This is a genomic window from Methylomonas sp. 2F7, from assembly GCF_057126975.1.
On sequence record NZ_CP195203.1, the window covers coordinates 3,377,241 to 3,390,010 of the forward strand.

Annotated in this window: 14 protein-coding genes and 3 tRNA genes; 5 read left to right on the plus strand and 12 right to left on the minus strand. The window is 48.6% G+C overall.

Going from position 1 to position 12,770, the window contains the following annotated elements; all coding sequences use genetic code 11:
- Window positions 1-152: 152 nt before the first annotated feature.
- From istB to ACR64Q_RS15140, 3 genes are all read right to left on the minus strand, one after another.
- Window positions 153-890, minus strand: coding sequence for an IS21-like element helper ATPase IstB (gene istB, locus ACR64Q_RS15130; RefSeq protein ID WP_313732341.1), 738 nt, complete (start codon window positions 888-890; stop codon window positions 153-155).
- Window positions 883-2,358 (minus strand): IS21 family transposase, encoded by a 1,476-nt coding sequence (gene istA / locus ACR64Q_RS15135; RefSeq protein ID WP_409521147.1) that lies wholly within the window; start codon window positions 2,356-2,358, stop codon window positions 883-885. The genes istB and istA overlap by 8 nt, the downstream gene beginning before the upstream one ends.
- 282 nt (window positions 2,359-2,640) lie before the next feature.
- On the minus strand, window positions 2,641-2,862 hold the full coding sequence (locus tag ACR64Q_RS15140) for a hypothetical protein (protein WP_313732344.1): 222 nt from the start codon (window positions 2,860-2,862) through the stop codon (window positions 2,641-2,643).
- Window positions 2,863-3,048: 186 nt separating this feature from the next.
- Between ACR64Q_RS15140 and ACR64Q_RS15145 the strand changes: the two genes are divergently transcribed.
- Window positions 3,049-3,627 carry a VPLPA-CTERM sorting domain-containing protein gene (locus ACR64Q_RS15145; protein ID WP_483823341.1) on the plus strand — a complete coding sequence of 193 codons (579 nt, stop codon included), beginning with the start codon at window positions 3,049-3,051 and terminating at the stop codon, window positions 3,625-3,627.
- A 372-nt stretch (window positions 3,628-3,999) separates the two neighbouring features.
- Here the strand turns inward: ACR64Q_RS15145 and ACR64Q_RS15150 are convergent, their stop codons facing one another.
- The 4 genes from ACR64Q_RS15150 to ACR64Q_RS15165 form a co-directional block, all read right to left on the minus strand.
- Window positions 4,000-4,242, minus strand: a complete 243-nt coding sequence (locus ACR64Q_RS15150) for a hypothetical protein (protein ID WP_313732346.1) — start codon at window positions 4,240-4,242, stop codon at window positions 4,000-4,002.
- A gap of 76 nt (window positions 4,243-4,318) precedes the next feature.
- Window positions 4,319-4,588 carry a hypothetical protein gene (locus ACR64Q_RS15155; protein WP_313732347.1) on the minus strand — a complete coding sequence of 90 codons (270 nt, stop codon included), beginning with the start codon at window positions 4,586-4,588 and terminating at the stop codon, window positions 4,319-4,321.
- Window positions 4,589-4,946: 358 nt separating this feature from the next.
- Window positions 4,947-5,117 (minus strand): hypothetical protein, encoded by a 171-nt coding sequence (locus ACR64Q_RS15160; protein WP_313732348.1) that lies wholly within the window; start codon window positions 5,115-5,117, stop codon window positions 4,947-4,949.
- A gap of 82 nt (window positions 5,118-5,199) precedes the next feature.
- Entirely contained in the window at window positions 5,200-7,491 is a 2,292-nt protein-coding gene (locus ACR64Q_RS15165; protein ID WP_313732349.1) for a beta strand repeat-containing protein, read from the minus strand.
- A 435-nt stretch (window positions 7,492-7,926) separates the two neighbouring features.
- On the opposite strand from ACR64Q_RS15165, the gene ACR64Q_RS15170 reads away from it, so the two are divergent.
- On the plus strand, window positions 7,927-8,211 hold the full coding sequence (locus tag ACR64Q_RS15170) for a hypothetical protein (RefSeq protein WP_313732350.1): 285 nt from the start codon (window positions 7,927-7,929) through the stop codon (window positions 8,209-8,211).
- A gap of 289 nt (window positions 8,212-8,500) precedes the next feature.
- Window positions 8,501-8,710: a hypothetical protein gene (locus ACR64Q_RS15175; protein WP_313732351.1), complete on the plus strand. Its 210-nt coding sequence runs from the start codon at window positions 8,501-8,503 to the stop codon at window positions 8,708-8,710.
- A gap of 1,010 nt (window positions 8,711-9,720) precedes the next feature.
- Here the strand turns inward: ACR64Q_RS15175 and ACR64Q_RS15180 are convergent.
- The 5 genes from ACR64Q_RS15180 to ACR64Q_RS15200 form a co-directional block, all read right to left on the minus strand.
- Window positions 9,721-9,796: transfer RNA gene (locus ACR64Q_RS15180), tRNA-Asn, on the minus strand.
- A 23-nt stretch (window positions 9,797-9,819) separates the two neighbouring features.
- Window positions 9,820-9,896: transfer RNA gene (locus tag ACR64Q_RS15185), tRNA-Arg, on the minus strand.
- Window positions 9,897-9,952: 56 nt separating this feature from the next.
- Window positions 9,953-10,043: transfer RNA gene (locus ACR64Q_RS15190), tRNA-Ser, on the minus strand.
- A 10-nt stretch (window positions 10,044-10,053) separates the two neighbouring features.
- Window positions 10,054-10,245 (minus strand): carbon storage regulator CsrA, encoded by a 192-nt coding sequence (gene csrA, locus ACR64Q_RS15195; protein WP_020482891.1) that lies wholly within the window; start codon window positions 10,243-10,245, stop codon window positions 10,054-10,056.
- 161 nt (window positions 10,246-10,406) lie between these two features.
- Complete coding sequence (locus tag ACR64Q_RS15200; RefSeq protein WP_020482892.1) at window positions 10,407-10,598, minus strand: hypothetical protein; 192 nt, start codon at window positions 10,596-10,598, stop codon at window positions 10,407-10,409.
- Between the two features lie 901 nt (window positions 10,599-11,499).
- Between ACR64Q_RS15200 and ACR64Q_RS15205 the strand changes: the two genes are divergently transcribed.
- Together ACR64Q_RS15205 and ACR64Q_RS15210 are read left to right on the plus strand one after the other, a co-directional pair.
- A complete protein-coding gene (locus ACR64Q_RS15205) occupies window positions 11,500-11,841 on the plus strand; it encodes a zinc ribbon domain-containing protein YjdM (protein WP_026601856.1) in 342 nt (113 codons plus the stop codon).
- Window positions 11,842-12,156: 315 nt separating this feature from the next.
- Window positions 12,157-12,510, plus strand: a complete 354-nt coding sequence (locus ACR64Q_RS15210; protein ID WP_313732352.1) for an IS110 family transposase — start codon at window positions 12,157-12,159, stop codon at window positions 12,508-12,510.
- Window positions 12,511-12,770: the final 260 nt, after the last annotated feature.

A 12,770-nucleotide genomic window follows, 5' to 3' on the forward strand; every position in this document is an offset into this window, starting at 1 on the left:
TTTCCTCCTTGTCAGGATCGGTAGTTTCCTACCTCAGGGCCGTTTACACAAAAATTCTTACACCCTCTTTTTTAAGGCTAACTGTCCGGCGTCAATTATCTTTTCCGGTTTAACGTCAATTACCCTGGCCGGTTTTTGTTAAAAATAATGGGTTATTTTTTTACACGCTGTTTTTTCCGATAGCTTTCTCCTTCGATTTCAATAATGGTGGCGTGGTGGATAATGCGGTCAATCGCTGCAACCGTCATCATGGTGTCTGGAAAGATGTGATCCCATTGACTGAAGGGCTGGTTTGACGTGATGATCAAGCTGCCACTTTCATACCGATGGGCAATGAATTCAAAGAGCACTTGGGTTTCTGCATCGGTCTTTTTGACATAGCCAATATCATCCACAATCAGCACTTGATATTTATCCAGGCGTGTCATCGCGGTCATTAAGTCCAGGTCCCGCTTGGCTTGCTGCAAGCTTTGCACCAGTGCCACCGCTGAGAACCATTTCACACGGACGTTTTGTTCGATGAGTTGATGGGCAATAGCGGCGGCAATGTGCGATTTACCGACACCCGACGGGCCGATCAATAAGACGTTACCGGCACGATGAGCCCAGTCCGTATGATCTTTCAAGGCGGCAATCTGTTGCTGCACGGCGGTGCTGAGTTCTGCCTGATTCAAGTTAGCGAAGCTTTTCCCCGCCGGTAAACCCGCTTCTCGAGTCCATTTTTGCACGCGTTTTTGATAACGATCAGCCGCTTCCTGTTCACACAACCCCGACAAATAGCGGACATGGCCATAGCCTTTGGCAAGCGCCTGTTCTTGATGACTTTGATAATGGCGGATAAAGGTAGGCAGTCTGAGCTGCTTGAGCAATAACTCGATGGTTTCAGGCATAACCGACCTCCGGTTGATGCCAACTACCCTGTAACAGATGATCATAGCTGCCTAAGTCATGTTGCCGCGCGGGTATCGAAGGCACAGGGTGCTGACCTAAATAACGTTCCTGTAAGGCCTTAAGGCTGGGCAGTGGCTGATGTTGTTCGATAGTCGTCAGCAACTCATGGCCCAAACGTTCTTCGCAATCATGATCCATAGCGATTCTCAGTACGCCCACCATCCATTTACAGGCCTCTCGGGCATCTAATTGTCGGTCACTATGCAGCCATAACTGGCGATAAATGTCGGTGGGTAACAAATCATCACGGAATTGTAAAAACCGGAAGGCCTGTGGTTTGGCAGACAAACTATGGATAAGATGCCGGTAATCAATGCGTCGCGCACGTTCTTGACCGGCTTTCGGATAAATACGCGGGAGTGTTGCGGTTAAGGCTTGGCCGACAAACATGACCAAGCGATCATGGTATACATGCACCCGGACGTGCTCGCCAATCAGCCGTGAAGGCACGGTATACAACACGCGTTTAATTTCTACGGTACTGCTTCTCGTCACCTTCAGGCTGAGCTCGCTATAATCCATAAATCGCCCACCCGGCAAGGGCTGTAAGGCTAATTGCTCTTCTCTAAACCGGGCTTGGCACCGTCTATTTAACCGTTCAGACACGTGATCAAGAAAGGCTTGATAGGCTTTGATGTCAGCAAAATCGCTACTCCCTCTGAGCTTTAAGGCTTGATCCAGGCGATGCTTGAAGGACCCATGAGCACATTCAATAGCGCCATTCTCATGGCTGACGCCGCAGTTATTGCGGGTGGCCCGTAATCGATAATGCGTACAGAGCGCCTCATAAGACTGGGTGAGTGTCTGCTCATCTCGATGGTTATTAAACGCCGCACTTAAACTGTCAGTACGATGCTCAAGTGGACTGCCGCCGGCCAGCATTAATGCTGACTGCAGGCCATCGGCCAAGGCCGAATAACTTTCACCGCCCAACACAATCTGCACATACCGCCAGCCACTGTAGGCAAAGCGGAACTGGTACAACAGATGCGTAAAGACTTTGCCCTGGAGGGTGATGGTCGTGTTCGGATGACTGAAGTCCGATAAGCCTTGCTGACCGGCAGGCACTGACTGGCGAAAGATCACCACTTTCTCAGGGCCTTGGGTGGCTTTCCAGTGTTTGACGCGGCGCTGCAGAGTACGCAAGACACTGAAGGGAAATTGCCCAGCATGCTCATCTTCCAGATATTCCCAAAGCGTCAAGCCGGTGAGCTGCGATTCTTTTTCTAACAGAGGCACCAATTCCTTTTGCCAAATAGATTCCAAAGGATCTTCACGCGTTCGCCAATGGCGTTCACCCGGAATTGATACGCGCTCCCCTTTTTCTATCCTGCGGCCAGACCGTTCAGAAATAGCTGCCTGCGCCGCCGCGGTTTGCTGGCTTTGGCCTCGTTGACGTTTGCTCATATATAAACTCTCTTGATGTCGAGTGATACGTTTTCCAGGCAAGAGTGAGCTCCCTATCAAAGTGAAACTCACCGTTGTCCTTGGTATCAGTCAACCGGTCAAGATAGTTGTCGTCAAACCGGACAGGGTAATTGTCGCCGAACAGCTAACCTTAGGTTTAGTTTTTGGTCAAATTAAGAGAAGGATTTCGTGCCAATCATTCAGCTTAACGAGTTTAGTACTCGTGTAGATTTAATCGACAACCAACTCGCTCGTGCCGGCTGGTCCAAGCAGCGGAAAATGCTACTCGAAGAAGTGTTGTTGCAAATTGCCGCACCAGACGAAACCCGTATCAGCTTGCACGGTTTCGGCCCGATCTCCTGGCTCGATGAGGAGAAAAAAGCCCTGCTCGTCCGGGTCGTAGTGACCGTCCTCAGCCATCAGGGTCATGCGTTCCGAGACAAAGCAGCGTATTGCGGGCCAGGAAATCGCAGCGACGGCCTGGGGATTGGATAACACAATCATAACTAACTCCTATTATGGGTCGACTAAAGTTCACAGACTGAGGATGATTCTCACCGCGACGATAATGCCGATTCACATGCTAATGCTAGTAGCAGTGGTGGTTTTGCTTACGCTTCTTCGGTAGCCAACGGTGGCACAGGGGCATTACCAGCCAGCGTTAGCGCCCATGCTGTGTCCGTTGGAGGAGTGGGAGTAGACGCCAATGCCTTAGCAACTAAGACAGGTGTTAAAGTCTCCACAGTTGCTCGTGTAAACTCATACTATAGCGAAGGTGCAGCGGTTGCCAATATCACACAATTAGCCGACGGCACGATTGACTATCACAGCGGGATAAACCTTAAAATTACAACCACATCGATGTCCGATGCCCAGCATGTCGTGTTAGATCTTTTGGATCCATTTCAAGGCACTACCAATCTTCTGCGCGCTGCCGGAGATACTCTGACGTTTTCTTACAGTATTTTTGGCACGGTTGGTAAAAGCCAGGATACATACTTATTCAGCGCCTCTAATATTGAGGACGCTAAAAACTTCTTTGCGGCTAAAACCTTAGACTTTGGTTTTTTCAGTCAATTTGCTAGTTCGAACAATGATGTATTGAACTTGAATTTTGATCTCAATTTGAAAACACAATTACCAGTTACCGGTCTCAATCTCGGGCTTCTCGTACCGGTCCCAGTTCCCGCTGCAGGCTGGCTGTTTGCAGGAGGGCTGGGATTTTTATCTTTTACTCGCAGACAGCGCGAAACGACTATTAGAGCTTAATATATGAAACGGTGAAGCTTGGCATCTGACAAGCTTCACCGTAACTAAAAAATTCTACATCATTCCAATAGTTTTAGAGCCTCCTTCTGGTCTCGTAAAGACGCAGATATTGCCTGCAATAAAGGGCTATAACCTCCTGTATAGGCGTTTTGGGATGCTAACGTTTTACCTTCAATAGTTCTAGGGCCTGTGGACTTATTCCAGGGCTGCCATTGCTGTATCGCTTCTGACTGCTTCTTGCGTCGTTCTGCTGTCCAACCGTTCACCATCTGTAACCTCCAATAGTTCGTTTGGCTGATTTTTAATTTCTTCCGCGTGCGGGATTGATACGCCATTATTCACCTGCTGCGGACCGTTAGAGATATTGGCCTGTTAGGCGAAGACAATTGGCGGATTTTTGATATTGCTTAGGGTTTCCAATGTTGCACGGCATTGGCTTTGTGCCTTCAACGCCAGCTTCAAAAATGCTTCATAATTTTTCAGATATTCTTGACCGTGTGCCTTTCTGGCAAGATTGTTGAACAACTCGTTGAGGGTATGTGCTTGGGGGACACTGAAGATCAGCACGAACCAGATGCAGTTGTACAAAAACGAATCGGCTTTACGTTTAGCCATTGAAACTCCTTTGTAGAGGGCAGAAAAAAAGCCCGACCCTGGGGTGAAGGTCAGGCGGATGCATGGAAAAGCGGGGTTACTTTTTGAGGGTTAACGACGGCTTGTGATACTGGATGTTGCCGACGGCGTCGGTTTGATAAACCTTGTTGCCTTTGATTTGGTGTTGCGGTTTGTGATGCTGCTGGTTGCCGTAGGGACCGGTTTCGATGATACGGCCATCGCCCCTGATCACCTGTGCCGGTTTATGGTACTGGCGAATGCCGAATGCATCGGTTTGATAAAGTGGAGTGTCTTTAGCGATCGCCGCCCCAGGCATCGCTAGAATGATTATCGGTAAATATTTCATCGGTTAATGTCCTCCGTTAGGCTGTGTGTTAGTAAAGCTATCGCAGCGCCCTTGAAATGCTCACCTAAAAGACCGCCTGGAAAATCGGCTAAATAAAGAGGTCTGTGCCGGACGTCTGGCGCTGAGGGTTGCGAGACAGGTGCTGGTTAGTGATTGGCGAAAAGCTTACACAAGCTATTTTGGTCAGCCCTGATATCGAGAGGTATCCCCACACTTATAAGGCAGTTGCGACAGTCGGTGTCCGCCTGGAGTCGACCCTGAACCGCCAGTGAAACATTGATTGTAACCTTCGCTCAGGATCGTACTTTGCTGCACTTTATTCCGGTAAGTCTCGACTTTGAAAAATTTTGATTTTTATTCAAAACGGCGACTTGTCCAACACATCATCCAGCCATTCAACCAAAGCCGCGCCGGGATGAGTGTCGCCATAAGGCCGTATTTCCTGCAATAGCCGTCTAAACAGCTTCCGGCCTATTTCAATATCCAGCCGACGATTCTGCTTGCAGGGTGTATTGGCTTGAGTCGTCACTCAGCATTGCATGGCTTCCAAGGCATCTGGGCTTTTAGCCGCCGCCCCGACACCCTACCCTATAAATCCAAAATGCCAACTTTCAATTGCGCCGACAAAAGCCGATCCAGCCTGCCAAGATAGAGCCGAATAACCAAAATGCTGCCGGTACTGGCACAGCACTACCAAGAATATAATTAAATCTCATGCCAGCATTGCTAGTTTGTGTGTGTAGATTTAGGCTTAGCGCGATATCCAGGTTAGGGTCGCTGGCCGAAATTAACTCCGACCACACCCCCAGGTTCAGGATTTTGTCGTGAAAGAAATTAGCGGCGCTGCCTGGTACATTAATGTTCAGCAAATCAGTAAAACTATAGTTTTTCGATAAACTGCCATGAACACCAGTGACGACAATGTTTAAGTTAAGCATATCGTTAGCACCCAGATTATTGACGCCGAACTCAGGAGATAGCAATCCCAGTGACAAAGCATGTTCGTCCTTATATCCCGTCGTATTGATACTTAAATCTATCTTGCTGGAATAGTCATGGAAGTTGCCATCGAGTGCGGTATTTAGCACTCCCTGGTTACTCAGCAACCAAACCTGGGCATTGGCAACCTTGAGGAAATCGTGATTAACGTTTGCAGAATTGGCAAGGGTGGCGGTCAATTCGGTTAACAATGGCAGAGCAGTGGCGTTGGCGACTGCTTCTTTGCCATTAGCTATCGCCGTGACCGGAACTGACCGCCCCAACATAGCGCTGGTTTCGCTGGTACCTGCAACGGCGTTAGGTACGCTAGCTTCGGCGGAAACAGAAGCATAGCCGCTTTGGCCGGCGACGGCTTTTGCATACGAACCATTCCCTCCCACCGATATTGAGTCTGCGGTTACCAGATCGGCTAGCGCTTTCCCGCTACCGGCGCTTGCGATAGCCGTGCTTGAGGCAAAACCGCCTGAACTGCTTGCCTTGCTATGCGCGTCGGCATTGCTGGCCTGACCTTCATATCTATTAGTGTATGTTACGAATCCACTACCCCCTCCAGTCGCATTAGTGTTAGCAGACACCACATGATTGCCAATATTGCTGGCAATTGCCGTAGATGAGGCGCTACCGCCTTTACTCCTTTCGCCTTGGCTGGGAGAATCAGCTCTGCCGCTGTTGCCACCGATTGCATTGTCGCTGGCCATGACATCGCTATCCCCGTTGGCATTAGCGGTAGTTGTACTAGTGCCATTACCGCCAGTTGCACCCGAACTATAATAATCACTGTTCGCATTGCCACCGTTGCCACCTTGAGCATAGCCGCTGGCAATAATGGCGTGGCCGTCGCCAATACTCGCTGTACTATTGCTGGTCACGGCATTACCGCCGGACCCGGACTGGCCTTGAGATGAGGTGGTACCTCCGTTGCCGCCGATGGCGCTTGTGCGGGTGTTCAGCAAACTGCTTTCGGTGTTAATTACCAAGAGACTCGAGGAAGCTTTGCCACCGCTTCCACCGCCAAAGTAATCGGCTCCTCCACCCGCGCCACCAATTGCATACTGGCCTAGTGTCAATATTCCACTGGTGTTGCCGGAAACGGCATTCTGCATGACAGAATCTGCGCCACTGCCACCATATCCATTACCAAATCCAGCGTTACCTCCATATTGATAAGCGTTAACCAGGACATCACCTCCTCCGCTGGAGATACCCCTAGCCGTTGCGCTACTTGCCGTACCGCTGGCACCAGACGTATAAAACTCTCCATTACTGCCACCATTGCCGCCGTGAGCGATACTTTGTGCTGTCGTTAGGCCTGCTCCGTCAGTGGTTGCGTTGGCTATTGAATCAGCGTGTCCGCCAGACGTTCCGGTACTACCTGCGCCGCCAAATGAGACTGCGTTGGCAGAACTTCCACCGTTTCCGATATTTTGCGACGACGCCGTGGCCAAAGCATCGCCGCCAATTCCCGCACCGCCAGGGATCGCACCGTAGCCGCCAACGCCGCCCCCCCCCGCAGTGGCAGACGCGGAGGCTGTAGCAGTCGAGTTGTGGCTAAACTTGGTAATTGCAGATGCATTGGCATTTCCGCCTTTGGCGCCATTACCGCCATTGCCACTACTCGCCCCGGCAGGCGACCCTTCCCCGCCATTGCCACCGGCACCACCCACTCCGCCAATTGCAGTCGCGCTATTATCCACCGTCAATCCGCTGGCAAGTGCGGACGCAGTGGATCCTGCCGTGCCGTTTCCACCATCTTCGCCCGGATTGCCGGGTATGCCAGGTGTGCCGTTAATCCCGTCAGTTCCCTTAACTGTGATGGTGTCAGCCCATACCTGCTGAGAACTTATACCTGCAAAGCTTGCAATCAACACCATTGTTACGGCTTTGCTCAATGTATTCATCTTCATAGTTTCCCCCTGTGAGGATCTGTTTACAGCAGAGTCGATGATTGTCAATGACTCCATGGGTAAAGAATTTAGCGTATTGATCTGTCCCAATGTTCACGACCGCATCCGCTAATCGGGTAACCTTAAAATAGAGTAGGCGCTACAAAAAACGCCTCCATCCTCAACAAAATTTAGTTTTATTTTGAGCGATCTGGGCTAGCTCCACCTGAGATCCATGTTCGTGAATTACTTGTATCAAATTAACGCTAACGCTTCAACTGAGTAGAACAGTCGGTATTCAGATCTCCTGGTTGATTGATGAGGGTTTGTTGCGGTCGGCCTAAGGTTTTCAGCGGGTACCCGTTAACGATCTGTCGGTAACATGAGATTTTTCACAGATTATGGGCAGACAATTCAGTACTCTCTTTTCTAAAGAACACGGGTGGGGGGAAGGTTATGAACGCAATTACTCTTGATAGAAATGCCTTAAACGGCCTTTTTGAAAATCAAAAAAAGCTGGACGATTTGTTTGATTCGATTTTTGACGATGATAATTTTTTTATCAGCAGTGCACCGGCGTCAGTTCCATCAGCGATTCGATATCCTGAGCATTCGCCCTCGTATGACCGTAGCAAGGTTATCGAGTCGCTTTACACAATCAAACATCATCCCATGTTCTTCGTGCTGCCAATTACACTGGAATTAAGTGTCTTTTATTGGGTGGTGACGCATCTATTGTAACTGATGCGTTCGGGTGTGAATAATGACCATAGGGGTTTACAAAACTATGCTTCTGCCGTTAATAGCTACCACGAGAAACTACTGCCGCTGCGATTATGTCCAGCATACGTTTAATATTTGACGGTAATATGACATTTCCTGGCTCACATTACCAAACAGCTGATCCCGCAACCATTAGCGATTTGTGAATACGAATCGAACCCGACGATCACCATTACGGACACTAGATCACAGATTACCGGACAATAAAGATGTAATGTCATGCGTTTTAAATCACCAGGAAACGGCCATGTCCCTAAAAAAACAGATGACCCTGACGCAGCAGATTAATCACGCCTTCTTGGCGCCGAAGGGATACGACGGCTACCGTAATATGCAATCCCAAGATGGCCAAGGCATTTACGATTCATACATTCGCCATAGCAAACATATTGCATCCGGCATCACTCAGCAAAACTTCCAAGTCAGTTTTGTCAGCAAATTCGATAGAGCCGTTTGAGTGGCTACCGCATTTTATGAAAGCTATTTCTTGATAGATGACATAACCATCTAATAACTGGAATATTTCTTAAGGCAACTTTAAGAAGCGCTCTATAAAGTAAAAGCTCGCTCAATTCCCCTACTCGGCAGTAATGGACATTAAACCCTCATACTTAGATCACCAATTCAAATCATCTAAGCACAATAAGCGGCTGTACGTTGCGATAGATGGATCGTTAAAGTCTTGCATGACGGGGCCCTTGTTAGAGTTACCCATCGACTTTAAAGAATGGCCTCAGTCGGACACCCGTAACATCGTCTTGTTTGCCAGCAGAGCAGCCTAATCCAGGTGCGTAAGGCGGCAAATTTCTATTCAACCTGACACAGTCAATGTTCAACCGGTGCGCTTAGAACGTTCTGGTAAGAAACCCGGCGTGCTGCCGAATACTGTCAGCATATGCTATCAAATCGTTAAATGCCTGAACACAATCTCGATGGTAGGGATGTCGGTTGTTATTTAGCGGATGGGTTAGATCTTCCATCAAATCGTTTATCACCCGTTCAATCTCCAAAAGCTCTGTCGGCTTCTTATAGAAAAATTCGCTCATTTTCCTGACTCATATTTTCACTTGTTTGAAGCTTTAGCTTACAAATGCCCTATGACATCAATGTGACAAAATGCCCTCAGCGATTTGTTTGTTGGGGGTCCGACTACAAATAACAGCGGAAAAACCTGCGCGATATATGTGCCTAAGTGCTCCAGCGCACCGACTTCGACAAAAAAACCTCTAGTCTGGATCGGTATGAGTCATCACTTGGAGAGAATGCCATGAGTAAGTCCCCAAAAAGCAATAAAGAAGACAAGAAGAAACCAGCCCACACTCAGAAAGAAAAGAAGGCTATCAAGAAATCTAAAGAAGATTCAAATAACACTGACGGGAAGGTGATAATTTTGCCCCAATACCGACCCGGAGGCCCCCATTCAGGCAAAAAAAAGCCCCACATTTGCATGTGAGGCCTTAATTTATTTGGCTCCCCCGGACGGGCTCGAACCGCCGACCTAGTGATTAACAGTCACCCGCTCTACCGACTGAGCTACAGGGGATTAATATTTTGCTGTTCTCGATATGGCGCGCCCGGAGAGATTCGAACTCCCGACCGCTCGGTTCGTAGCCGAGTACTCTATCCAGCTGAGCTACGGGCGCTTATCTGAGCCGCTTATTATCTTTCTTTTAGAAACCTATGTCAAGGCTTTATTTAGTGGCGGAGAGAGAGGGATTCGAACCCTCGATGCGCTTTTGGCACATACTCCCTTAGCAGGGGAGCGCCTTCGGCCTCTCGGCCATCTCTCCTATAACTTACTCAGCCCTCCGTACTCCCTGCTTCGGACTGCTCTTTCTTAATTCTCTCGTAGATTTCTTCCCTATGAACAGATATATCTTTTGGTGCATTTACGCCAATTCTAACTTGATTTCCTTTTACCCCGAGAACTGTAACAGTCACATCGTCACCAATCATCAAGGTCTCTCCTACTCTACGAGTCAAGATAAGCATACTATCTCCCTACACTATTAATGCGCTTTGTTACTGCAACATACTCGAACCGACGATTATATCCGTTTTTGAGAAAAAATAAAGATATATTTACTAGCCTTAAAGAAAACCACACGTACAGCTACCACATCTGAATAGACAAATTCGTGCGTTTTTCTTAACTATCCCTTAGACAACCACTCATGGCGCATTGTATCCAGACTCTGCATCAGCTCATCTAATGCTTTAACCGATTCTTTGTGCAAAGGATGAGCATGATTGTGAACCGGGTGCTTGGTGTCGTTCATTAGTTCATCAATGAAACGCTCTGCCTCCATAATATCTTGTGGAAGCGAATCTGATTTTTCGGCCATCTGAATAACAAACAGGTTTATGGTAATTTGCGCATAAAAAAGCCCACTATTAAGTGGGCTTCGTCCGGTGTTATTTTTATGTTTTTTGGACGCCTGATATCTGCGATAACAGGTTAATAGCTTGCGCTTTTATTATTGTTGTACCGTTACACGGTCGCATTCCCTCCCCCAATAGATACGAAGCTTTTCGGCTCGTATTGACCTAAGTCAAGGTGGGCGCATTCTAGTGTACTTAAATCGCTTTGTCCAGAAAAAGTGCGACGATTTGTCGCAACCTTAAAACACTGACATGTCAAGGCTTTCGGCAATCGGTCAAGCAGATGAGTTTTTACCGTTATCATTCTCGCGCCGTCATCTCCTGGCCGGTCGGCCGCTCGCGTTTTGATGAGTTATTGTTCCGGCAAGAAAGCAACGTAGACTGCATCTGGCTTCCAAACACTAAATCCGCGCGAGATACCAATAATTCATAAAGCCGGGTTATGATTTGTCGTCGAATCCCGGTATTAAGCAAAGCACATATTCGATTACACAAAGCAAGCGGGTTCAAATACCGGACTGAACGTCCAGATACTCGTCGCTTCAGCTTAAATTCCCCGGATTCGTCATTCCAGAAAATGGCAGCCGCTAGACCGAGCAGCGAATTCGTTATAGCCGCTTACTTTCTAAATCAACCTTTCAGCTAGGTGCCGGAAAAGGTTGATAGCCAAACCTAACTGTAAAACGGTGATCGTTGGATTACCGATCTCCAGACTATCGGAATAGCTCGAAAACAGTACTCAGTGCCTGTCGATGCTCTTATCCCGGCCAGTATGATGGAGTTTGTGATTTTAGGGGATGCGGCTAATCTGGATTTTTTCATTAAACCTGCTGTCATGCAGCTTATCAATACAACGGAACAACCATGAACGATTTACCTAACTGCCCAAAATGCGGCTCTGAATACACCTATCACGACGGCACCATGAATATTTGTCCGGACTGCGCCCACGAATGGTCGAACGATGCCGCCGGTGACAGCGACGATGAGGCGAAAGTAGTCAAGGACGCCAACGGCAACCAGCTGCAAGACGGCGATACCGTCACCGTGATTAAAGACCTGAAAGTGAAAGGCTCTTCACTCGTTGTCAAAGTCGGCACCCGAGTTAAAAACATCCGCCTAGTGGACGGCGACCACGATATCGACTGCAAAATCGACGGCATCGGCGCGATGAAATTGAAATCGGAATTTGTAAAAAAAGTCTGATCCCACCCACTAATCGCAAGGTGCATGTGGTTCTAATAACCCGGCTCTTAAATACCGTTGAGTTTATCGAAGGGCACACCAGCCTGGGCTTCGACGAGCTTGTATGGTAAAGGTTAAGAGAATCGGGGAGACTTTGGTTGTCGGGATGGAGGGACATCGACAAGCATCTGCTAAGACAGACCTCACTGAGAAATCATCCCATCGCGTCTTCCAGAGTCGATGAAGAATCTAGCGGTTAGACCGCCGATTTGTGCACAAGCTTACTCGGCAGACGCACCACCCCGACTCTCTTATTTTTCAACAGGTGGAGGACGTATGACAAGCGAAATGTTGATCGGTATCGATGTAGCAAAAGATGAACTGGTGATAGATTCAGAGCAGGGTTTGTTGACGCTTGCCAATACGGCAGAGGCCATCAATGCCTGGCTGAAGACGTTACCGACCGGGAGTTATATTGGCCTGGAAGCCACCAGCGATTATCATCAACTCATGGCAGAGCAAGCGGTATTGATGGGCATGGTCGTCTATGTGCTGAACCCACGGGATATGCGCCATTATGCCCTGGGTTTGGGCAGACGGGGCAAGACGGATCGAGTGGACGCCCAAATGATCCGGCGATTTATCACCGCTGACGCTCAGAAAATTGCTTGCCTCAACAATGCAGCTTGACGAAAACCATAGAATCTCAGCCCGAACGGAATACCAGTGGTAAAAAGGGCCGGGTTACTAGATGATTGAACCCTAGCCGCCCGCGACTCACAGACACCCGGCGAAGCGGCCTGAACCCGCTTCGGCAATTTGATATTCGGAGCCAAACCCATAAACATTAGGAGGCTCCGAAACCGCTTCGCCGGCTCATTCTGCATGCCCGCCAAACAGCGGGATTGAATACTTCGGCATAATCGGTGCTATCATGTAGCTCGTGCAAC